Here is a 22849-nt window from a genome sequence, read left to right as displayed (position 1 = left end):
GATTATTGATATAGATCGTACTGGGTAACTTGAATATCGATGGAATTCCTCTGCTTCAAATAAATTTCCACCGAGCCCGGGTTGTACTGAACTTCCGGAGAGCGCGGCGTGTACTCTATTTGAGGGCTCTGCGCCTCGATATTAATTATCGGAGCATTCGCCTTGTAATTTATCTTCACGTTCAGACACGAGGCATCTCCAAGATATTGGTAGGGACTTGAAGTCGGGATGGCCCGACTCGCTATTTCCGCAAACGCGTTGTTCGGATTGGTGATTTGCGCCATTCGGTTGCCGTCTGCCACGATTTTTGCTATCGCTTGCAGGAGTACGCTCTCCGATTGACTGTATATGGAGTTCATAAATTGAAGATGCGGCCCTTGGCCCAATCCGATATAAGCAGCCGTCGAGTCGATGGTCAGCTCTCCCATGGGCTGTCGAATGTCCATCTTGGCCATCGGCTGTCGGATGGATTGCTCGCCCAAAGGGGCTTGCCTGTCCTGACTGGCCCACTGGGTGTTGATCCCTATCTGGGCATTCGTCTGACGAATAGACAACCGCAAGTCGTTCAAGCTCCATCCACCTCCGTATCACTGAAATAGCAGCTTCAGAACTACCTCAAGAAATCCACCAGCGTCGGCTGAATGATTTTCGAGCCGACGGACAAGGAAGCTTGATAGACATTCTCGTTCACCTTGGATCTAATGATCAAGTCTTCCAGATCCGCATCTTCCGTCTTCGACTGAAGCGTCTCCAGATTCAGATTCAAGTCTTTGAGCCGGGCTTCCATCAATTCGACTCGATTTATTCGGGCTCCCACTTCGGCGCGTTGGGTAAGCACCTTGTTCAAACGGGATTCAAGCGGCCCCAACTGTGCCGATACGCCCGTCGTATTGGCGGAGCGAAGGCTTGTTATCATCTGATCCAGCACGTGAAACACATTGTCGTCTTCATTCGAATTCGGCGGCGCAACGGCGACCCCGGACGAAGCAGGCGGAAAACCGAAGACGGCATTGCCGCTCAAGTTGACCGTCAGTTGAACACCCGTATTAACAATGTAGTCGATCTTGCCGGTATCGGTTAAGACGTTCTCCGCGGTTCCGGACGGATCATAGGGAAGCTTGTCCGTAAATTGGCCGTTAAATACGTATTTCCCTTTGAACTGACTATTGGCGATATCGACCAATTGCTCCTTCAATTGGGTAATCTCATCGGCGATGTTGTTCAAGGCCACATCAGGGTTCGTGTCGTTGGAGCCCTGAACCGCAAGATCCTTGACCCGCTGGAGAACGTCGGTTACCTGAGAAAGCATTGTATCGTTAAAAGAAAGCCACGATGTTGCGGAATCTACGTTGGACTGGAACCTCTCGTTAATGGACAGGTCGCTCCGATAGCGCAGTGCGTAGGTGATTCCGACGGGATCGTCGGACGGCCGATTAATATTGCGGCCGGTTGACAGCTTCTCCTGAAGACCGGCGGACTGACTTAAATTCTTATTAATATTGCGAAGCAGTTGCGACGTTATGGTGCCTTGCGTGACGCGACCCATCATATTGGTTTACCTCGCTCCCTAATCAAGCTCTTACCTGCCTACCGTTCCCATGCTATTAATAATCTTGTCCAACGTCTCGTCAATCGTCGTCATAAATCTCGCAGCAGCGTTATAAGCATGCTGGAACTTGATCATATTCGCCATCTCTTCGTCGAGCGAAACCCCGCTGACCGATTGCCGGCGGGAATCGACCTGGTCCACGACAATCTTCGAATTGTCGGATTGGCGCTGCGCTTCCTGCGTCGTGATACCGAGCTGGCCGACGATGGAGCGAAAAAAATCGTTGACAGTGCCCTTCCCTGTAAGAGCGCCTGCGTTCACCGTGCCGAAGTTGATCTTCGTATCGTTGAATTGGGAAATAAGCATAGCCAAATCTTTGTTTCCCTTCACGACCGATTCAGTCCCGCCGCTCGTAACGGTGCGCATAGAAGAGGCGATATTAGAAGCGTCGGCCGAGATGTCTGAGCTAATTTGAATATTGCCTGCCGTCAAAGGTCCGCCGTCCTTGGAGACGAAGAACGCCCCTCCCGCCTTCAGCGGATCTTGAGCGGTATAGCCGAGCTGGTGCAGCCCATTCAGCCCTTTGACGGTGACCGTAAGATCGGCGGCAAGCGTGCGATTATTGCCGTTATAGGTGATACCATTCAGCACGGTGCCTTCCGGCAGCACAGATCCCGCGGGAATGGTAATCTCGATATCGCCGTTGACCAATCCGTTCACCATGGTGTTCAACTGAGCCTGATAATCCGTCACGTATTGATCCCGCGACATGATCATTCCATAGATTTCACCGCCGGTCAGATCGCCCCGAAGCTGCCCGTCAAGCCGTCCGCCGTTACGGGATTAGCTTCTCCGTTCTCGACGAGAACCTGAGACCCCAACGAAACCTGATAGCCGTCGGAAGTTTCCCGGACGGTTATGTTAGCCATCTTCGACAGCTCGTCGACCAACACATCTCGTTGATCGCGGAGATCATTGGCATTGTCCCCGAAACCTTCAATACGGCGAATTTGATTCGTCAGCTCCGCAATCGTCTGAACGGCCGTATTCATTTGCGACGCCTTAACCTCGATATTCTCCGAAAGATCGGCGCGCAATTCCTCCAGCTGCCTGCTGGTTTGATTGAATGCGTCCGTTAACGCGTTGGCCGTTTCCCGAACGAGCTTCCGTGCCGTCAAATCTTCCGGACTTTCGCTGAGATCGTGCCAGGAGCTCCAAAACTTGTCCAGAATGGACCGCAGACCCGAGTCGGACGGCTCGTTCACGATCGTCTCCAGCTTCTGCAAAGTATCTAACCGAACGGACCAGTTCCCGTTGTTCTGGCTCTCGTTGCGGAATTGGTTATCCAAGAAGCTTTCGCGTATCCGTGTAATAGAGTTGAACTCCACGCCGGTGCCGAGCTGCCCCGGTATCGTTGAGTGAGTCAATCCGATCGCTTCGATCGGCCTCGTGGCCACCATGTTGACCGTCTGGCGCGAATAACCCGCCGTATTGGCATTGGCAACGTTATGTCCTGTCGTCTGGAGCGCGGCTTGCTGCGTGAACAGACTGCGCCTGGCCGTCTCCAGCCCGTGAAAGGTCGATCTCATCTGCGATTCCCCGTTTCTATCCTTAATAGATCATATTGGCAATCACGCTCTTGAATCGAACAAATTGGGCTTCGGCCTGTTGCCCGGAACGGACGGTTTGGCGTAGATGTAATCCGGCTCGTTGCCGCCCGTCAGCAAATCCAGCGAAAAATCATTGAAATCCTTCGCTTGCTGGATAAGCGCCATGTTTTGATCGTTGAGCCGCTTAAGAGTTTGAACCCGGGCGGACAGCTTCCGAGCAGCCTCCGTCAGCTTCTCTTTGTCGGAAGCGGTCGTTACGTACACGATCAGATCCGACAAAGTCGTCCGAGCGGTAGCCTTAAGCCCCATCTTGCGCAAAATCGAGGCCGTCGCCAGTACTCTGCGCTGCTCGGTCTCCCCGATCTGCTTCACTAGCCGGGATTCTCTCGACGTCACTTCGGTCAGCTTATCCAGCTGATTGCCCATGACCGCTTCCTTCTTCGCTTCGGCCAGATCGATAAGCTGCTCGTGCTGCAACTGCAACGTATCTAGGATGTCGATCAATTCTCGAATCATTATGCAGTCACATCCGTCCGCTCTTTATTTGAAAAAAGGGAGCAGCTTTTCCGCAAGCTTACCCGCGTCGACATGGTAGCTGCCGGTCGCAACGGATTGCTTGAGTTCCTCGAGCTTTTGCGTTCTTTCAGGGCCGTTCAACCGGGTTTGAGCCAGCATCTCCATCGCCTCGGACGAGAATTGGACGTTGTCCGTCTGACGCTTGCGACCGCTCGACTCCGTCCGTTGTCCGTTGTTCGCTTGATAAGGATTGATTGCTCCTACGCGCCTTGTTTCGTTAATTTTCATGGCATATCACCTCGACAAATAAAAAAGACCGATAATCTATAATTATATTATCGGTCAGGTTTATAAAATTATTTAGAGAGAAAACGTTAATCTCTGTCTCGGAGCCTATCGCCAATCCGGTACGCGCCGCCGGAACGGTAATCTTGGGCCGCCGAAGAAGCCTTCGGATTATCGTTGGAGGTCGCATTCTTGACATCGCGATTCAATCGCCCGCGACAGGAATCGCACATAGTGCCGTCTCGAATAAGGATTCCGCACACTTCGCAAGGGTAGGACAAATTCGGCGCCCCGACCAAAGAAATGCGTCCTTCCCGAATGAAACGGGTAATTTGCTTGATGGTAACTTCCGTTTCTTCCGACAGTTCGTTTATAGTTGCGCCCTTGTGATCTCGCAAGTAGTCTACGCAGGCCTCGTATTCCTTCTCCAGCCTTTTCAAGCAGTCGGGACAAACATCGCGAAAATGGCGGGCAAACAGCTTGCCGCAGCGGGGCAGTTAGCCAAATCCATAACGAATTCCCTCCTATCTCTGACATTGTTCGAGCTTCGTTATGATAATTGTACTAGATGTAGAAGAAAAATGCATGCATTTTTGACATGTCTCATGCGATTCATCCTGCGACTTCCGTCCTCAATCCCGGAATCAAGACCGTGCCCATAGCACTCCGTACACCTGTATATCCGACTCTGCGAAAGACGGGCGGGCCATTCGCAGAACGCGAGCGCATTCGTTCATCGTGCTGCCCGTCGTAAAAATGTCGTCGATCAGCACAATGCGGCGCAGCTCGGACGAGCGGAGGACTGCGAGTCTCCCGCTCGAAGCGGAGAGCGCGAAATTCCCTTGCATGTCCAGCATCCGGCTTCGCCGAGACTTGAGGCTCTGCTTCTCGGTGTGATGAAGCCGGCTCAGCAAATGCTCGTGCTTCAAACCGTACCAACGCGCCAACGCCGAAGCCATTCGGTCGGCTTGATTGAATCCGCGTTCCTCCAACCGTTCATCCGCTAGGGGTACAGACACGACGGCATGAAAATAAGAACTTGCTTGACGGACCGAGACTCCCCGTTCAAGACACATTCGCTCGAAAGCAAAGGCGAGCATAGCGGACAAGAGGAGCTCAAGTCTTTCATGCCCTCGATATTTGTAGAGCGCGAGCCAAGCCTTCATGGAGGCGTCGTAACGAACGGCGCTTCGGCTTCGAACGAAATGCGTCTCTCTTCTCCTCGCGCAATCTCCGCAAGCTTCGGCACGGCCGCAAGTTAAGCATATCGGTCGCCGAATCCATGGAATCGAAGCCATGCAAGCGTCGCATAACTGCATAAGCACTCGCCGAGGCTGTTCCATACGCACAGGGACGGAACGGCGTTCGGACGGGCTTGAACGGAGCCATTGGCCGCACAGCAGACAAGGTTCGGCAGCCGGACGAAACCACTTGCCGATATGAACCCACCCTAGCATTCGCCTCTCCTCCCATTTGCAGAAAGATACCCTTTGCGTACCGCCTCCCGATTCATCCCCCGAATTTCGCGGCAAGCTTTGCGTTGGGCGCTTGTCCAGGAAGAAGCGGCAAAATAAACCCGGCCTGCCGGATCGTCGCGGGATCTTCCGGCGCGTCCCGCCATCTGCTCAAGCGCAGCCGCGTCGAACAACGGCTTATCCGCATCCAATACGAATACGTCGCTTTTCGGAATCGTCACTCCCCGCTCCAAAATCGTGGTCGTCACGAGAAGGCGTATTCTCTTCTCCCGAAATAAATCTACTTTATCCGTTCTGGCTTCATCTTCGGAGGACGTTCCCTGGATGGAGTCGGGACGAATTCTCAGATGAAGACGAAGCAATTCGACGAGCGGCTCCACGAATCGAATAACCGGCACAAACAGAAAAACCTGGGCGCCTCGATCCAAAGATTGGGCAAGCGCCTTCAACAGCCTGTGCGGAGGCTTGGCAGCCTGCAGCCATCGGGCTGCGCCCGGAACGGGCAAGCGCCTCGGTACCGGCAAAGGGAAGCCGTGATGCCTGACAGGTACTCTCGCATGAGGGAGCTTCCCGCGAACGGCTTGCCGCTTCAATTCAGCCGGCGGAGTGGCGCTAAGCAGCACAGTCGCTCCGGCCTTCTTGCCTGCCTTGGCCGCCGCATAGTGCAGCATAGGATTGTTATGATAGGGATACGCGTCCAATTCGTCGATCAACACAAGATCAAACGCGCCTTGAAACCGGAGCAATTGATGCGTCGTCGCCAAGGTCAATTCGGCATTTGCGAATTTATCGGCGCTCCCTCCGTACAGAACGGCTCTTTTTGCGTCTGGAAAGGCTTTGCTTAATCGGGGAGCGAGTTCAAGCACGACATCGCGCCGGGGTGTGGCGATTAACACTCGGCCTCCCGAGGCCAGAACGGAATCGATGAGCGGAAAAATCATCTCTGTCTTGCCCGCGCCCGTTACCGCCCAGAGGAGAAAAGTCCGGCCGGAGAGTCGGGATCGTTCATTCCGACGACCGAATGTCGACGAAAGAAGATTGGCAAGCCGCTTCGCAACTAGCGATTGCAGCGTAAAGCTGGAAGGCCGAAGCTGGCTGTAGCCGGGACCAGCGAGGGAGGAAAGTACGCTCGCGTCAGGGCTGAAAGGCGGAAGCCAGCGGCCGGGACTGGCGAGGAAGTTGAGAGCCGCGGCGGCGGCCTCCGCCTGTGCCGGGCTAAGCCCCCAACGCGCGGCGAGCTCGCCCGCATTCGCGGCAGCAGGGCGGGAGACGCTGCGCTCCCGTTCAAGCGTGCCTATTACGAGCAGCCCGCATTCGCGGCTCCTCCCCATCGTAAGGCACGCTTCGCAGTAAGCGCATCGCCGCCCGCAAGCGGCGCACCATGTGCGCCGCAGCTGCGCTGAGCCGCCGCCGCAACGGCGGCAGCGCAAAGACACGGCCCCGCGGCCGCCAGCCGCGCAGGCGAAAAACGCGCCGAAGGCGCGTCGCAGCGGCCCCGGCCGGGGGCCTGCAAGGGCTGCGGCGCCACGGCGGCTGTCAGCCGCACGGCGCCTAGAAGCGCGGCGAGCTGCAGCGCGCGCTTCGCCGCGGCGAAGCCGCCGCCCGCGGGCAACGCCTGCGCCAGCAGCGGGGCCGCTTCTTCCTGCAGGAGCGAGCGGCCCTGCAAGCGCTCCGAGGCCATGCGGGCGAACTTCGCAAGCGTTCGCCCCTCCTCGAACATCCCCTCGCGGCTTCCATTACCTCCGGCTGAGCAAAGCATTGTTTCCATCGCCATCGACAAGTTCCCGAATACGTCCGCTTTGCTGCTGCTCCGCTCGGTCGTCAGCCCGGCACTTCCCCCGGATTCCGCGAAATAAGCCGCGCGAAGAGCCTCTTGCAGCAATTCCTCCACATTCTCCGAATATGCCCGATCGCCGTTTTCCTCCAAGCTGCGCCTCTCTTCTTTCCTTAATCCCTCTAGCGATCCATCTCGAATACCTTTTTGGCTCTTGTCCCGCTTCCTTCCATGAACCTCAAATCGTTCTGCCAGCCAATCGGAGGCCGCTTCCGCAAGCCCTAGCGGTATCGGCTCCTTAAGCCTCGCCATCGCCCTCCCCTTTATTCCCGCGCCAGCGAACCCCGTCCCCTCCGAACGGACTCCGGCCCGAAACTCCTCCTCCAGCCAATACCCCAAATCCACCTCCCATGCAACCGACCATCCGGGAACCCACCCCTCTTCCGTGAGCACCGCATATAACACCGCCCTCATCGCCCAATGCCTCCTCCTTGTTCCTCTCCGACTCGAACAAAAAAAAGCACGCTCTGCAGCCGCCTGTGTAGACAGACGAACCGCGAGCGTGCTTCACCCGAGTTCATTCGAAAACTTGTAAAACGATTGTACACCTTGCCTCATCATCCGGCAACCTCGCTCTTGCTAAAAAGCCTATCCTCCAGCCCCTACCGCGGCAATCGTGCCACATCGTCCTCACAAGCAAGCTCTACCCATACCTGCTGGGGAGACGCTTGCAGCGCTCCCAATGCCGCGAGACGCTCGCTAAGCACCTGCTTGCGCCCAGCGCCGGCTTCCGAGCCCCCCGCCCCTTCCGCGGCGCTTCCCCGATGCTCCGAATGCTCTTCCGGCCCCGAGGCTTCCCCCAAGCGTAAGCGCTCCCACTCTGCGCTGGACTTCACTTCCTCGGCCCGAATCAATCCGACTCCATCCCCCCGGCGAGCGAACCGTTCCATAATTTTGCCCGTGTCGTCCGACGAATTGTCAAGCACGACCGTAATGCCGATATCCATTCCCGTCCGGCGGGAAAATTGCTGCAAAGACCTGACGTACCATTCGATCTGCATTTGGTGGTTGCCCGCGACCAGCACATAGTGACGTCGGTCTCCGCCCGAATGACGCCGAAAAACGCTATGAGTCAAAGCCGCGGCCGCTGCGTAAAAGCCGATTATCCACAACAGCTCGGGAATCACGGCGGCCACCTCCTTTGCTAGGCTGGCCTTCACGCGAAGAACGCAAAACGCCCCGCGCATCGGCCGCACGTTAGGCGACCGAAAAGCGAGACGCATTGCGTCGCTCGTTCAATCGCGCTTTTCAGCATCATATGCCGCAAAGGAGGCGAGAGTTCCGGTTAGCGCCCAAGCGTCGGATTATGCGTACCGGAACAGCTACCGTTCCGTAGGAACCTCCCATTTTTCAGGCTTATTCCGCAGCTCCAGCTCATGCGCCAATGTATGAAATTCGACTTTAACGTCCTTTGGCGCAACGACTCTCACGTCGAACCGGGAAGGCGCCTCGTCCAGCCCGTTCGAAGCGGGCGGCCGTCTCACCGTTACGTACAGCGTATCCCCGACCCGCTCCTCCGACAAAAGCGAGGCAAGCCACGACGGATCCCGTTCCCCCGGCAAGAACGATGCTCTGACGAAAGCCGACACGCTCAACTCGCGAGCGTCCACCGCATCGGCGTATATAGGCCAATATCCGCCCCCGTCAGTCCGAATCACGATCCGCTGTACGTCGGGCCCGACTTCCCGCTGCAGCGCCGGCGCCTCAAGCAGCCGTTCCTCCGACCGCAAAAAATGCCGAAATTCATCCAGCGCCCCGCTCTGCTCGAATGCAGCCAATCCGAGGCCGACCGTCCCAATCAGTCCGATCAGCAGAATGCTCAGTCCGTCGAACTTCAACAAGGGGCTTGCTGCTTTTGCAAAGCCAGGAACACCAATATTTCACCACCCAAGACGATGAAAAGCACCGGCCACCAAAGCGACAATGAAAGCCAGGCGTCCTTGTCCGCCCCCAGCGACTGCGCCAACAACGAGCACCCAGCGGCCAGCAGCGCGATTCCCATCGACCAGGTTCCCACCCGCCATTGGCGCTCCGCCCCGTTAGCCGCGCCGGACAAGCTTCCTCCCGCCGTCGCCAACGTACCTCCTTCGGCATTTTGCTTCATCAAGCGGCTTCGCCCCTTTCCTTTTTGCTTCCGAACAGGAGCCGAACTCCACCGCCTATTAAGAGCACCGCAACGACGGCCGTCTGCGTATATTCGCGGAAATAATAGCCTACCGCCGCCTTCGGAAATTCCCTCTCCAGCCAGTCGACCAGAAAGCGGTCCGCCAAGTAGTACAGACCGAGCGCCAGCAGCGCCAATCCGAGCCATCTTTGATGGTTCAACACTTTATCCACCAACGGAACGTCGCGCACTTCCTCCGGATTGCGCTGCCAACGCGAAGCCAGCTGCAGAGCGTCGAAAAACGCGAAACACCAGAGCAGAGGAATCAGGAAGAAGAACAAATTCAATCGCAGTGAATCCAGTATATAAATCGAGAAGAGAAACGCCCCCATCAGTTGGATTCCCCGCCGCTGCAAGCCCAAGTACAGATGACCCGCGCCCGGAAAAAGCGACAGGAGCATCGCCACCATTTTGCTGCGCCGGCCGTCCTCCCTAACCTGCTCCCAGTCCTCGAACAGCGACCGGTCCTCCAGCTTCTCCCCGCTCTGCTTCAAATTGATCAGCCTCATCGCATCGAAAATGTTGTACAGCCATAGGATCGGCAGCGCGCCCAAAAAGACGAAGAACCCTTCCTGCTCCGTAAAAATCGCGATAAAAAACGTCATGACGATCCAGCCCACGAAGGATAGCAGCAGCGTCAGGCCGCGTGTCATCAGCCCCATATGGAAATGGCCGAGCCCCGGAATAACCGACAGCAGCGCCGTAGCGAACCGCTCGTTGCTTAGCTCGTTGTCCGGGTTCGCTGCCGTAATCGAAGTCGCACCCTGCACGGACTGTGCATCCCTCCCAAGCGACGGAGAGCCTCCCCGCCGAAAAACGTATTTCCACAAATCGACCATATTGACGATCCACAGCCCTCCGGCAAAGATCACCGATAAAACAAAAGGGCCGATGGATTGCGCGTCATCCGTTGCCACGACGCCAAGAAACAACGTACCTACAAAGCCAGCAGGATACAAAATCCCCCGACCGATTCTTCCGAGCAGAAGATGGCCGAGCCCTGGAATCCATCCCAGCATAATACTTAATAGAACTCTTTGTTGCATGTCGCGGTCCTCCCCGTCTATTTTTGAAGCTTATCCAGCCAGGCGACTGTCCGGTCTACCATTCGGTCCGACCATGAAGCTTCCGGTTCGCCGCCAGGACTCTGCTTTCCGCCTTGATTTTGCTCCGGTCGCAGCACCCCTTGCTCGGCCACCGGCTTGCTTAAGCCGCCGGTCAATTGATGAAATCCCCCCGTCAGCAATAGGACAAGCGTCAAGCCGACCGCCACCGCGTAATGAATCGCCGCTCTGCGCCGCCAAGGCTCCCGGAAGGAAGAACCGCCGCGAGCCGCAGCCCGCCGTTCAGCTGTCAATGTCGGCTGCGTCGCATCCGATGGCGCATGACCAACCGCGGTCGTTTCCAGCACAATGGCAGCGACCGTGTCGTCGCCTGCACCGGCACCCGCATGCCGCACGGCTGCCATCGTCCGGTCTACCCAAGCTTGGTCAAGCAGGCCATACGGCCGACTGCTCTCCGCTTCGGCTGTCTCCAGCCATTCAACCGCAGAGATATAAGCGTCCATGCAGCCCTCGCACTGCTCAAGCCGTTCTTCCGCCGCTTCCCGCTCCGACGTTTCTCCCTCTCCCGCTATGTACCTTTGCCAATCTCCGATGTATCCGCATGCCGCACAGCCGCTTCCCCCGTTCATTCCGGTTCCTCCTTCCAGTGATCTCTCATCCAACGCCTGGCCCGGTACAGCCGCGATTCCACCGTTTTGGCGGCAATGCCCTCCCGATCGGCAATTTCCTGGTAGCTTTTTTCTTCCACGTAATAGGCCTGCACCACATCCCGGTAGCGAGACGGCAGCCTTCCGAGCCGATCGGCGAATCTATCGACTCGTTCTCGCTCCAACAACCGTTCGTCCGGGGACTCCGCCGCCGCTGCGAGCCCTATGCCCGCGGCGGCTCCGACCATCTCCGCGCGAAGCTCTACGTCGGCTTCCGGCGTCTCGCGCCTTCGCCCCTTTTTTCTCCGCCAATCGATTGCTTGACGAACCGCGATGCGGGAAATCCAGGTAACGAATCCTTCGCCCCTGTATTCGCGGAGGGAGAGGAAGATGCGGACGAACGTCTCTTGCAGCACGTCTTCGGCTTCCTTGGCGTCCCCCACAATGGGCAGTAACAGCCTGAGCAACGGATCTCGATAGTGCTCCACGATAATGCGGAACGCTTCCGTATCGCCGTCTTGCACGCGCGTAATCCATGCCGAATCGATCGTCTTCCCCTCCTCTCCAATTAATAGACGACGCCGATACCGCCGAACCCTGCACTTTTCTATAAAAAAAATTCGCGATCCCCGAAGCCGCCAATATGCGACCGGAAACCGCGAACCTTATTGCTTTATGTAGAATGCCTCTTAGAGTGTAACCCAGCCGCATTTGATAGAATTGATAACGGCTTGCGTACGGTCGTCGACTTCCATCTTCTGCAGAATGCTGCTGACATGGTTCTTGACCGTTTTTTCGCTTATGAACAGATGCTCGCCGATCGTCTTGTTGCTCTTTCCCTCCGCCATGAGCCGCAGTACTTCCGCCTCGCGGCGGGTAAGCGGATTGTTGCCGCGCGGGATGAACTTGGTAACCGTCTCCCGGCTGGCCGCCGCCCCCGAAGTGGCGCCGATCTCGTCGAGATACGTCATGCGGCGAAGCTGGTTGATCAGCTTGCCCGTTACCTTCGGATGAATGTACGCATGGCCTTCGGCTACGGTACGAATGGCGTTGATAAGCGATTCCGCCTCCATGTCCTTCAACAGGTAGCCGGTAGCCCCTTTGCGAAGCGTCTCGAACACGTAGCTTTCGTCGTCATGAATCGATAGAATGATAACCTTAATCTCCGGAAAAATGTCGCGAAGCCGCTCCGTTGCCACCACGCCGTTTTCCACAGGCATGTTAATGTCCAACAGCACGACGTCAGGCTTGAAACGGTTGCAAAATTCGAGAACCTGAATACCGTCTCCACACTCGCCGATAACTTCCAGGTCGTTCTCCATGTTCAAAATTCGCTTCAGGCCTTCCCGGAACAACTGGTGGTCGTCGGCGAGCAGAACTTTGATTTTCGCGATTGGCGCCTTACTCTCCATGTACTCCAAGCTCCTTTCCTGGCTCCGCTTTTATCGGGACTTCGATCCGAATTTTGGTACCTTGATCGACAACGGATGAAATCTCTATGATTCCTTGCAATAATTCCACTCGTTCTCTCATGCCCATAAGACCGAAATGAGAGTGTACCTTCGCACGGGATTCGATCAGATCGACATGAAAGCCGACGCCGTTATCCTCGATTTCCATATACGCGATATCGCCCAAAAACCCCATTTCCAGCTTAACGAACGTAGGGTGGGCATGCTTGAGAGCGTTATTGAACGCCTCTTGAACGAGTCGGTACATGGCCGCTTCCATAGCGGATGACATTCGGGTTTCCTTGCCATAAGTCTCGAACGTCGATCGAATGCTCGTCTTCTCCTCGAAGTCATGAGCGAACTTGCGGAGCGTCGGAACGAGCCCCAGATCGTCAAGAGCCATCGGCCGGAGATTGAAAATGATTTTGCGAATTTCCCCCAGTCCCAGCCGGATTTGCGATTTCAAATCGATAAGCTCCGCCCGAATGGCCTCCAAATCGCGGGTTTCCAGCATTCTTTCCGCAATTTCCGTTCTCATGACCAGATTGGCGAGCGACTGGGCGGGCCCGTCGTGGATCTCCCGGGCTATCCGTTTGCGCTCGTCCTCTTGGGCGAGAATAATCTTGAGACCGATCAGCTGGCGGTTTTTGGCGGATTCGAGTATGCGGGTCACCTGAGTCAAATCGCCTGATAAATAATCGAGCACGACGTTCATCTGAGAACCGATCGTCTCCGCGCGCTCGATCGATAATTCGGAATTTTTGACCCTTGCCTGCAGTTCGTCGCGCCGGGCTCTCAAATACGTTTCTTTCTCGCGAAAAACCATCAAGTCTAGCTGCAATTGAGTCGCTTTTTCATAAGCGGATTTGATGTCTTGTTCGGTGTAGCGAACGAAATCGCGGCTTACCTCCGTCAGGCGGATACGGGCGAGCCGGTAATTCCGCTCCAGTAAATCGACCTTATCGATCGCTTCGGAAGTTTCGCGCAGCACCTCTTCGAGATCTTGACTAAGAGTCTGCAGCTCCCTGCGGGCGGATTCGCAAATTTCGAATACCTGCACCTTGCTGTCTTCCATAACGCTGATAGCGTTCTGGATGACTCGATCGATTTGATCCACGTGATATTCCATGCCAACGACTCCCTCTTGCATGACGGAAGACCAGCTTCCGCACCGGTCGGGCCTGTCCTTCATCCTAGTATGGACAGGCCTTGCGGCCGATTTAGATCATGTTCCCATCATATCATATTTCTTACTTCCGTCGAGTCGAAGCAGAGATTTTGAGGGAAAGATTAACGAATTGTTATCGTTTTGGTCTTCGGCTCCCACCCGACGGTTTGGCCGAGCTGCTCGGAAATGACGCGAACCGGCACATAAACGCTGCCGTTCTTGTTGATAGGAGCGGCGATTACTTTCTTGCGGACCCCGTTCGCCGTTATCTCCGAATTGCCGACCCACAGCTCGATGATCGAGTCCTCGCGAAGCACGGTCACCCTTCTGGCCGCATTGTCCCAGAACACTTGGGCACCCAATGCGTCGGCGACGAATCTAAGCGGCAAGTAGTTGACACCGTTGACTGTAAAAGGGGCCGTCGTCAGCTCAATCGTCTTGCCGTTCAAAGTTGCTTGCTTCTTGCCGACGCCGAGAACGATGGTCGGCTTCACCGGCACGTATGCGGCGGGAGGGTACTGAATCGCGACATTGTCGAAGGCTAGCTCTCCTTGGAGGGCCCGCTCGTCCTGGTCCTGCTCCAAATTAACGACGTACAGCTTCGTAAGCCGTGCCGGAGTAGTCAAGCTCGCTTTCGTAAGATCGACCTTGATCGACTTCCATCCCGACCAATCGATCGTCCGGGCAATGTCGACGAGCACTTGCTTGCCCTTCGAATCGACGAATTCCCCGCGAATCCAGTTAAAGCTGCTGTCTCCCAGAACATCGAGAGTAAGAGCGCTCGGATTGCCGTCGATCGCGATGCCTTTGCCGTCCGCGCCGAGCAGGTTCGCATAGGCGAAGCGGCTGCCCTTGCCGTAAGTAAAGTCATAATAGAGGCTGAGTACGTTCGAAGTCTCGCGTCCGGGAACGCCGCCGATGATAGAAGCTGTGCCGGTCGTCTCCGCAGGCAAGGCGCTAAAGCTGACGGGAGTAGCGGCATCCTCGAAGTCCGCCAACACCTTCTCGGAGCCCGGAGCCAGAATGGCTGCCGTTCCGAGCCCGTCGTACCGGGCAATAGCGTAGCCCGCCGTAATGCCCGGCTCTACGCTCGTAACGGTCAGCTTGCCGCCGCTTGCTTTGGCTTCAAACCCTTTGAACTCCCATTGCAACGAGCTTGCGGGGACGGAAATTTCCCTGCCGTCCTTCAAGCGGGCTTTGACCGGCACGGAGATAACCGCCCCGGGGCGAAGAATGACCGAACCGGAGTCGACGGTAAGCCGCTCGATTTGACTTGCGCCGATGACTTCGACGCCGACTTCGCTGCTGGCGGTCCCCGCTTTGACGGACACGGTCGCCTTGCCGGCTTTGGCGGCGGTCAGTACGCCATCCTTGAACGTGCCGATTCCGCCGCTTATTTTCCATGTCGCCTCAAATCCGAGCTTGTCGACCGGATTATAGTAGCTGTCGTACGCTTTCACTTGAAACGTGGTCTGTTGTCCGATAAACAACGTAGTAGCGCCGCTGGTGGCGGTAATCCCTTTGATCGTCCCCTTCGGCGCGGTCGTGTAGACGCCGATTCCGTTCGAAACGAGCCGCTGCGTCGTTCCGTACGATGTCGGGTGAGTCAAGGAAGCCGTATACTCTCCTAGAGGACGGCTTACCATCGTCGTCGATCCTCCGCCATCGAGATTGACCGCCTTCCAGACGCCAAGCTGCAGGAGCATCTGCTGAAGCTCCTTGAGCGTCACTCCTTCGCGGCCTCCATTCTCCTCGACCGTGACAAGATATGCGGTCTTGCCGTCCTTCGAGTAGCCGACGGCCGTCCGCGCCCGATCGGCCGAGCCGCTGACGCCGTTAATGTCCCGGGAGAACGCAGCCGCTTTCCCTTGGTCGAGAAGAATCGTATGCCCGCCGACCATCATCTGAAAATCCGACTCCTTATAGGATTCGCCGGTCGTCTGCGATTTCAGGGTGTAGGTCGAAGTTACTTTGTCGCCCGCTTTGAGGCTTCCGGTAATGAAGGCCGCGGCCTTGCCGTGTCCGCGCAATATGTATCCGTTCTCCGGAATCGGCGTCGCGATCGGCGTTCCGGAAGCGGATACCTCCGTGACGACGCCGTTCACAACGAGCGCCTCCGTCGCTTTCGTCGCGCTGGCGGTCGGCCGTTCCGACGCCGTCCAATCGCTCGTGTACATGTAAAGCGCGTCTACGTGACTGTAAGCCTTGTCCGGCTCGGTCTTGTAGGCCGACTTGTTCATGCCCGCGAGTGCGAAAGTCGCTCCGCCCGCAGCAGTGACGGTGCCTTGGAACGTGAACAGATCGATCACCGGCTTCTTGTCCTTCGTCAGCGCGAAGGCATACATCCCTTTCAGTTGGGATGTGCTGACGACCAGCTTGCCGGACTCGATCTGCGCCCCCATCGGAGCGCCTTCGGTAGCCGTATTGAATACGTCTCCGTTCACTCCGGCGACGGCGCCCGTCTCCTTCGCCATGGCGGTAACGGACTGCCCCGTCGTCACGCTGCCTGCTTTCCCGGCCATTGCGTTCAGATTGACGTACTTGTTAGTTAAGTCGATCTGAAGCACGTGAAGCATCTCGGTCGTCTTGGCGGCGACAGAAGGCGTCCATGCGTAATTGATTTGTTTCACGCCGGAGGTGACGATTGCTTCGGATTGCTTGACCAGCTTGTAGGTTACCGTTGCCGCTTTGGCGTCGGCCGCATGGGCGACAGGCACGGCGAGCCAGCCTGCGTTCAGCGGAACGGATGTTGCGAGTATTCCGCCAGCATGAAGGGGATGACGATTTTCGAAATACGAGTGCGAGTATGGGCATAATTACGGGAATAAGGGAGATGAGGCGACTTGCCGGCCTGCCCGGCGCCGGATGACGTTGCGACGAACTCCGCCGCGTCTTGATACGAATAACGCAGCGGGTGAGACGAATAATTGCGCATGATGTTCTCCTATGAATGCATTCAAATTTAGGACAAGAGACTAGTCTCCTAGAAACTCCTAATTTAATAGACTCCCGGAAGGGCGAAAAGTTACACTCCTCAACAATTAAAATCGGCTCATTATGTCGACATACGGCGTTATCCTCTTTCAACACTTCATATATTGACGTCTTTTTCTCGTCGCTCCCCCGCACCTTCACCCTCGCTCCTTTACGCCCAACGCTCCGCCCTAACGCATAAAAAAACCCTCGGACGCACTGCGTCCGAGGGTTACTCACACCGCTATTCCCACTCCTGTCGAATCCTCTTTGGCAGCTTGCCGAATACGAGACGATAGGACTGGTCCAACATTTCCGTCACTTCCTCGTCCGGAACCGTACCGTCCAGCACGACGGTGTTCCAGTGACGCTTGTTCATATGATAGCCGGGAAGGACGGATTCGGGATACTGTTGCCTCATCAGCCAAGCTTCCTCAGGGTCCGCCTTCAAGTTCACGCTTTGCCGAGCTCCGTTCGATCCGAACAGCGCAAACATTTTGCCTCCGACATACAAAACGGGAAGATCCGGCTCGAATGGGTACTTCAACGACGAACCCGGCAGCTTCAGCCCATAGGCAATCAAAGTTTCGTGGTTCATCATGCTTCCAACAAGTCCACGTATTTCAGGAACCGCGTAATCATCGAGGCCGCCTCCGACCTTTTCGCGTTATTTTGCGGCTTGATCGTCGTTGGCGTAACGCCGCTAATAATTCCCGCTTGTACGCAGGCCGCAACGCCGTCCTTCGCCCAGCTTCCGACCTTAGCCCTGTCCGTAAATTTATTCAAAGCCGTGGAAGAAGCGGTCGTCGATACACCCGCATATTTCATCGCACGCACGAGCATTGACGCCATCTCTTCCCGAGTAATGGAAGCGTTCGGCCGGAATTTCCCGTCCGTGCCTCCCGACACGATACCCGCTTTGCTTGCCGCTCCGATAAAGGCGGCGCTTGCGCCTGTTGCCGGAACGTCCTTGTACTTGGAAGTCACGACGCTCTTGTCTCCCGTCAATCCAAGACCTCTTGCAATATATTCGGCGAATTCCGCGCGCGTAATCGCCTGTTCCGGCTTGTACTGAGTGGAGTTAATGCCGCTAACGATAAATTTGGCGGCGAGCTTGGAAACATCGGCTTTCGCCCAATGCTTGGTCATATCCGAGTAAACCAGCGGAGCTTTGCGCATGACCGCATACACGCTGTTCCCTTTTCTGGAAAACTTGACTTTGATTTTCCCGCTTGCCGTTTCCGTAGACGTCGGGACGTACGTCGCATCGCCCGACTCCGCATCGAGTCTGACCACGGTCAACTCGCTGGCGGTCAATCCCGACGAATTGACAGATATGGAGCGTTCGACGTAAGAATCGAATTCACTGACAGTACGCTCTACATTGCCCAAAAGCAAAGACACGGAAAAATCATAGGCATTCCCGACCAACGTTCCGCCTTTCTTGGTTAATGCAGTTGCCAGGCTCGTCGTAGATGACTTCTCGATTCGCACTACCAATTGGACGGAGTTCGTATCGTAACCGGAGCCCTGCAGCTGCTCGGTATAATTAACGGCCTTAAGCGGCAAGGAGAAGGAAGTATCCCGTAGTTCACTTTAAGAATTCCGTTCGAGACGAGAGCCGCCGCGTTAATCAAGCTTCGAACGTTTACGCTTACGATCGCGCCCGCTTCCGTCTCGGGAATTTGCGCCACGAGAACCGGCTGCGTGGCATTCCCTTGCTTGATCGTATTGAAGCCGTTATAGAGCTTGTCGCCGTCGATCGAATATTTGTTTGCGATTTTCCCGGACAACGTCACGCCGGAAGAAGTGACGACAGCCTTCGAATTCACAAGCCTGATCCCGCCGTTGCCGTCTGGCTCCAGAAATTCCGGCAGAACGACTCCGGTGCCGGTCGTCTGATTCGTAACCGAATAGTTCGAGAACGTCTCGACCGTTTGGCCCAACGTATCCTTCAACGGATTTCCGGTATTCGTGTAGCTTATGAGCACCTGCTGCCCGGATTGAACGTCGCTCATCAGGCTGAGAGTAACCTGCTGTCCAGAAATATACACGCTTCGGACCGCGATTGTTACACCGTTTGCTTTAACCGTATATTGGCTCACATTAGGTATGCTGGAGCTTAACGTATTCAGCGGTGTCGAGTACGTCAGCGACAGCACATTCCCGTTAATGACGGCAGAAGCGAGACGAGCCGTACTCCCTCCAGACGCAGTCATCGAATAGCCGCTAATGAAAGGGGCCGGATTGCCGGCAATATCCGCGACGTATGAATTGCCGGGATAATAAGTCAAGGTAACGCCGGCGCCATCCGCCAAGCTTTGGGATAGCGTCAATTCGACTGAATTTCCATTAATGGCTACAGAGCTTATCGATACGACTTTGCCGCCCGAGAGAATCGAGTAGCTCGAAATCGCAGGAACGGGACTTGTCCTCAACGCTTCGTCGTAATTCAGCACGATCTTCTTGCCGTTCGCGACACCTGTTAGGAAGACAGGCGCTGTCGTATCGTTCGGATTGGTTAGGGCAAAACCGGCGAAGGCCGCCAACGTGTTCCCCGCCAAATCGCGGATCGGAATCGAACCCGGCGTATAAGAAACGGTAATAGCTCCCGAGACGCTTGGCTGGCTAGGAAGAAGCAGCAATAGCATCGATCCGCTTAGCGTAGCCGAGCTGACGCTTATCCGGCTGCTCCCCGCCGTTACATAGAAGAGGCTGTTCGCATTGGAAGGCAGCGCCGCGAGCTCTCTATTGAAATTCAATGTAACGAGCGCCCCGATAGCGATCCGCTGACCGGACGCGGCAGCGTCGTGCTCGTCGTGTTCGTCACGTCGCGGTTCGTGAAGGCTGCCGCTTCCTTGCCCAGCAAAGTTTGAATGTGTCTGGACGCATCGTTCAATTGCGGCGTATACGATAATTTCACGCTCTGCCCAACGACAACGCCTTGCTGCAACGCCAGCCTCACCTGAGTGCCGCTGACCGACACCCCCGTCACCTGGCGGAACGAGCCGCTAACCGTAGCATAGTAATTATCGGCATAGGGAACCGTGTCGGGGTTAAGCGTCTCATTGTAGGTCAGGACGATAGAGGCTCCGTCCATTTCCGCTTTTTGCAAAGTTGGAACTCCCCGGCAGCTCCCGTATCGAACGTCCACTGATAAAGATTCAACATGCCGGGATATAGATTGCCGGCCAAATCGGAAATGACCCCGGCCGGAATATTGACGACATACTTGGTGTTGGGGTTGAAGTCCTTTTCCCCGTCGTCTTTGGTCAGAATAATCTTCTTGTTATCCGTCGAATCGAATGAAACCGTCCAATTGATCCGCTCGCTTGCCGTACTAGGCTTGCTTTGGGGAAATGCGACAGCCGTGACGACATCCTCTCCGACTTGCTTGACCGCCTTGTTGAAAGTCAACGTCAAAGTTGTAGTGTTGACGGATACGGCCTTGGCGGATACGGCAGGCGAGTAGATCGACACGGAAGGAAGCGTGTTGTCGACCGAAGCTTTGAACGACCAGCCGCTTTGCCCTGCGTAATAGTTCCCGTTGCCGTCGCGAAAAGCTTGATTGCCGATAACGAGCTTATAGGTGCTGCCGTTAACGAACTTCGGGCAAGCATACACGCTTGGCGAGATCGTCACGACCTTGCCCGCACTGTCCAAAGTAACTGCGCCGGCTCCAACCGGAATGGAGCAGTACGTGGTGTTATCGGATTTACGGATCTCGATCGCTCCGCTCCCCGTGTACACTTTTTCGCTGAAGGTGACGGACAGAACGCCGTTCAATCCGCCCGCGGAATCGACGCTCCCGAGGAAATAAACACGAAATTGCTTGCGGTAGGAGCTACCGTATCGAACAATTCCTCCGTCGTGAACGTCCATTCTTCCTTGTTCGTAATTCCCGGAAAAGGATTGCCGTACTCGTCGACGAAAGCTCCGGGATCGATCATAACGTAGTACTTGGTACTGTTAGCCAGCTTGGACATCGGAATGGAGGTGAAAGAGACGGGTACTTCTCCAACCGTTGCGTTTGATATTTTAGTAGCCGTCGTGCTCGTTTTGATCGTTTGAGCGATAGTGTTGTCGGTATATTTTTTGATGTAGACGTTGCCCGTGCCGATTTTCATCCCGCTCTGATTGAAATACAGCTTGAGAGCTACCGACTTGTCCGCATCGATGTCTACGGCGCCATTCTCAGGGTAGTAGGGAGAAGCAACCGTCTCGTCGAAAACGTCCAATACTCCCAAAGACCGAACTGAAAAGGTTCCCAGATCGTACTCGGCCGAAGGCAGCCCCGAAGTTACCCCGATGAAAGCTCCCGCTTCGAGGATAACCGAATAATCCTGGCCGACCGCCAAGTCCGTCGGTTTGATAAGAATGGTTTTTGTCGTTTCCCATTGAATGTGAACGTCATCTGTCGCGACCGGGTACACTTCCGACCCGAATATGATGTTGCCCGATCCCTTTCGCACGTTCTCGTCAAAAGTAATTCGAATTCCGCGGTCCGGCGTAATGAAGGAACCGTTAGCCGGCGACTGGCTCTTGAGGATGGGCCCTGCGCTTGCGGCGGCAGCGCTCTTAGGACTAACCGTCACGGCGCCCATCTGAAGCAATATGGCGACAATTAGGAACAAGGATATTGCGCGAAAACGGGTCATGAAGAAGTCCTCCTGAAAATGAACAGTCTTGTACCTTATATTTCGGCTGCGAGTATGGAGAATTTTAGGGACAAACGACTTATTTCGCATCCCGGACACAAAAAAGACCTCCGCACTTGAGGAGGTCTTTCGGTGAAATAAGCAGTGTTATTCCAGGGCGCCCTTTTTCAGAGCTTCGACTTTATCGAGACGCTCCCACGGAACGTCGAGATCCGTGCGGCCGAAGTGACCGTAAGCCGCTGTCTGGCGGTAGATCGGACGACGCAAGTCAAGCATCTTGATGATGCCTGCAGGACGGAGATCGAAGTTCGCGTCGATCAGCTCGACGAGCTTCTCTTCGTCCACTTTGCCTGTGCCGTAAGTGTCGACGTTAACGGATACAGGACGCGCAACGCCGATAGCGTAGGCGAGCTGAATTTCGCATTTGTCGGCGAGTCCGGCTGCGACGATATTCTTCGCCACATAACGAGCCGCGTAAGCGGCGGAACGGTCGACTTTCGTCGGATCTTTGCCCGAGAAAGCCCCGCCGCCGTGGCGAGCGTAGCCGCCGTAAGTATCGACGATGATTTTGCGTCCGGTCAGACCGGCGTCGCCTTGAGGACCGCCGATTACGAAACGGCCCGTCGGGTTAATGAAATATTTGGTTTCGGCATCGAGCCATTCGGTCGGAACGACTTCTGCGATAACGTGCTTGCGAATATCGCTGTCGATTTGCTCGGACGTGATCTTCTCGTCATGCTGAGTGGAAATGACGATCGTGTCGACGCGTACGGGCTTGCCGTCTTCGTATTGGATCGTAACTTGCGTCTTGCCATCCGGACGAAGGTAGTCGAGAGTGCCGTTCTTGCGCACTTCCGAAAGACGGCGGGACAGACGGTGAGCCAGGGCGATCGGAAGCGGCATATATTCAGGCGTCTCGTTCGAGGCGAAGCCGAACATGAGACCTTGGTCGCCTGCACCGATGTCTTCGTTCTCTTGCTTGATGTCTTTGCCGTCGCGGCTCTCTAGAGCGGCGTTAACGCCTTGCGCGATGTCGGCGGATTGTTCGTTCAACGACGTCAATACGGCGCAAGTGCTGGAATCGAAACCGTATTTGGCGCGAGTGTAGCCGATTTCCTTGATAGTGCGACGAACGATGGAAGAAATATCAACAAAGTCCGCTTTGGAGCTGATCTCGCCAATTACGAGAACAAGGCCGGTTGCTACGGATACTTCGCACGCTACGCGAGCGTAAGGATCCACTTCGAGGAACGCGTCAAGTACCGCGTCAGAGATTTGATCGCAAATTTTATCCGGGTGGCCTTCAGTGACCGACTCGGATGTGAAGAGATGCCGTCCTTTAATCGACAATGTCTTCGACCTCCACATATAAAATAAACCTTTTCCGCTAGGAAAAGGTTGTTACGACAGACCTTCGAAAAATAATGATACCTGAAATGTCGAGGAGTGTCAATG

The 22849-nt window shown here is 55.6% G+C and carries 24 protein-coding genes and 1 pseudogene; all 25 read right to left on the bottom strand.

Annotated features, from left to right (window positions below):
- Positions 1-2: 2 nt before the first annotated feature.
- Positions 3-569 carry a DUF6470 family protein gene (locus D3H35_RS14975; protein WP_119150100.1) on the bottom strand — a complete coding sequence of 189 codons (567 nt, stop codon included), beginning with the start codon at positions 567-569 and terminating at the stop codon, positions 3-5.
- A 41-nt stretch (positions 570-610) separates the two neighbouring features.
- Complete coding sequence (gene flgL, locus D3H35_RS14970; protein ID WP_119150099.1) at positions 611-1549, bottom strand: flagellar hook-associated protein FlgL; 939 nt, start codon at positions 1547-1549, stop codon at positions 611-613.
- Between the two features lie 30 nt (positions 1550-1579).
- A pseudogene (flgK, locus tag D3H35_RS14965) lies at positions 1580-3138 on the bottom strand (flagellar hook-associated protein FlgK).
- A gap of 42 nt (positions 3139-3180) precedes the next feature.
- Entirely contained in the window at positions 3181-3675 is a 495-nt protein-coding gene (locus D3H35_RS14960; RefSeq protein WP_119150098.1) for a flagellar protein FlgN, read from the bottom strand.
- A gap of 24 nt (positions 3676-3699) precedes the next feature.
- Entirely contained in the window at positions 3700-3963 is a 264-nt protein-coding gene (gene flgM, locus D3H35_RS14955; RefSeq protein WP_119150097.1) for a flagellar biosynthesis anti-sigma factor FlgM, read from the bottom strand.
- Between the two features lie 641 nt (positions 3964-4604).
- Positions 4605-5417: a ComF family protein gene (locus D3H35_RS14945; RefSeq protein WP_119150095.1), complete on the bottom strand. Its 813-nt coding sequence runs from the start codon at positions 5415-5417 to the stop codon at positions 4605-4607.
- Complete coding sequence (locus tag D3H35_RS14940; RefSeq protein WP_119150094.1) at positions 5411-6766, bottom strand: helicase-related protein; 1356 nt, start codon at positions 6764-6766, stop codon at positions 5411-5413. The genes D3H35_RS14945 and D3H35_RS14940 overlap by 7 nt, the downstream gene beginning before the upstream one ends.
- On the bottom strand, positions 6733-7683 hold the full coding sequence (locus D3H35_RS14935; protein WP_119150093.1) for a hypothetical protein: 951 nt from the start codon (positions 7681-7683) through the stop codon (positions 6733-6735). The genes D3H35_RS14940 and D3H35_RS14935 overlap by 34 nt, the downstream gene beginning before the upstream one ends.
- A 188-nt stretch (positions 7684-7871) precedes the next feature.
- Positions 7872-8396, bottom strand: a complete 525-nt coding sequence (locus tag D3H35_RS14930; RefSeq protein WP_147355852.1) for a hypothetical protein — start codon at positions 8394-8396, stop codon at positions 7872-7874.
- Positions 8397-8591: 195 nt separating this feature from the next.
- A complete protein-coding gene (locus D3H35_RS14925; protein WP_119150091.1) occupies positions 8592-9110 on the bottom strand; it encodes a hypothetical protein in 519 nt (172 codons plus the stop codon).
- Positions 9104-9373 carry a LiaI-LiaF-like domain-containing protein gene (locus D3H35_RS14920; RefSeq protein WP_119150090.1) on the bottom strand — a complete coding sequence of 90 codons (270 nt, stop codon included), beginning with the start codon at positions 9371-9373 and terminating at the stop codon, positions 9104-9106. Before D3H35_RS14920 ends, D3H35_RS14925 begins: the two co-directional genes overlap by 7 nt.
- Positions 9373-10479, bottom strand: a complete 1107-nt coding sequence (locus D3H35_RS14915; RefSeq protein ID WP_119150089.1) for a hypothetical protein — start codon at positions 10477-10479, stop codon at positions 9373-9375. Before D3H35_RS14915 ends, D3H35_RS14920 begins: the two co-directional genes overlap by 1 nt.
- 17 nt (positions 10480-10496) lie before the next feature.
- Positions 10497-11126 (bottom strand): hypothetical protein, encoded by a 630-nt coding sequence (locus D3H35_RS14910; RefSeq protein ID WP_119150088.1) that lies wholly within the window; start codon positions 11124-11126, stop codon positions 10497-10499.
- On the bottom strand, positions 11123-11677 hold the full coding sequence (locus D3H35_RS14905) for an RNA polymerase sigma factor (protein ID WP_267901421.1): 555 nt from the start codon (positions 11675-11677) through the stop codon (positions 11123-11125). The genes D3H35_RS14910 and D3H35_RS14905 overlap by 4 nt, the downstream gene beginning before the upstream one ends.
- 156 nt (positions 11678-11833) lie before the next feature.
- Entirely contained in the window at positions 11834-12556 is a 723-nt protein-coding gene (locus D3H35_RS14900) for a response regulator (protein WP_199728525.1), read from the bottom strand.
- Positions 12546-13724, bottom strand: coding sequence for a sensor histidine kinase (locus D3H35_RS14895; RefSeq protein ID WP_119151165.1), 1179 nt, complete (start codon positions 13722-13724; stop codon positions 12546-12548). Before D3H35_RS14895 ends, D3H35_RS14900 begins: the two co-directional genes overlap by 11 nt.
- Before the next feature lie 161 nt (positions 13725-13885).
- Positions 13886-16480 carry a stalk domain-containing protein gene (locus D3H35_RS14890; protein WP_233567945.1) on the bottom strand — a complete coding sequence of 865 codons (2595 nt, stop codon included), beginning with the start codon at positions 16478-16480 and terminating at the stop codon, positions 13886-13888.
- A gap of 17 nt (positions 16481-16497) precedes the next feature.
- Complete coding sequence (locus D3H35_RS14885; RefSeq protein WP_119150084.1) at positions 16498-16698, bottom strand: hypothetical protein; 201 nt, start codon at positions 16696-16698, stop codon at positions 16498-16500.
- A 282-nt stretch (positions 16699-16980) separates the two neighbouring features.
- Positions 16981-17337, bottom strand: coding sequence for an MmcQ/YjbR family DNA-binding protein (locus D3H35_RS14880; protein ID WP_378124897.1), 357 nt, complete (start codon positions 17335-17337; stop codon positions 16981-16983).
- Positions 17334-18305 (bottom strand): S-layer homology domain-containing protein, encoded by a 972-nt coding sequence (locus D3H35_RS14875; RefSeq protein ID WP_147355850.1) that lies wholly within the window; start codon positions 18303-18305, stop codon positions 17334-17336. Before D3H35_RS14875 ends, D3H35_RS14880 begins: the two co-directional genes overlap by 4 nt.
- Complete coding sequence (locus tag D3H35_RS14870; RefSeq protein WP_119150081.1) at positions 18230-19498, bottom strand: SwmB domain-containing protein; 1269 nt, start codon at positions 19496-19498, stop codon at positions 18230-18232. The genes D3H35_RS14875 and D3H35_RS14870 overlap by 76 nt, the downstream gene beginning before the upstream one ends.
- Positions 19495-19851, bottom strand: coding sequence for a SwmB domain-containing protein (locus D3H35_RS14865; RefSeq protein ID WP_147355849.1), 357 nt, complete (start codon positions 19849-19851; stop codon positions 19495-19497). The genes D3H35_RS14870 and D3H35_RS14865 overlap by 4 nt, the downstream gene beginning before the upstream one ends.
- Positions 19812-20522: an Ig-like domain-containing domain gene (locus D3H35_RS14860; protein ID WP_158594124.1), complete on the bottom strand. Its 711-nt coding sequence runs from the start codon at positions 20520-20522 to the stop codon at positions 19812-19814. The genes D3H35_RS14865 and D3H35_RS14860 overlap by 40 nt, the downstream gene beginning before the upstream one ends.
- Positions 20519-21394 carry an Ig-like domain-containing domain gene (locus tag D3H35_RS14855; RefSeq protein WP_158594123.1) on the bottom strand — a complete coding sequence of 292 codons (876 nt, stop codon included), beginning with the start codon at positions 21392-21394 and terminating at the stop codon, positions 20519-20521. The genes D3H35_RS14860 and D3H35_RS14855 overlap by 4 nt, the downstream gene beginning before the upstream one ends.
- A gap of 147 nt (positions 21395-21541) precedes the next feature.
- On the bottom strand, positions 21542-22744 hold the full coding sequence (gene metK, locus D3H35_RS14850) for a methionine adenosyltransferase (protein ID WP_119150077.1): 1203 nt from the start codon (positions 22742-22744) through the stop codon (positions 21542-21544).
- Positions 22745-22849: the final 105 nt, after the last annotated feature.

Source organism: Cohnella faecalis (assembly GCF_003570905.1).
In the GTDB taxonomy this organism is placed as follows: Bacteria; Bacillota; Bacilli; order Paenibacillales; family Paenibacillaceae; genus Cohnella; species Cohnella faecalis.
This window is presented reverse-complemented; position numbering and strand designations above follow the sequence as displayed.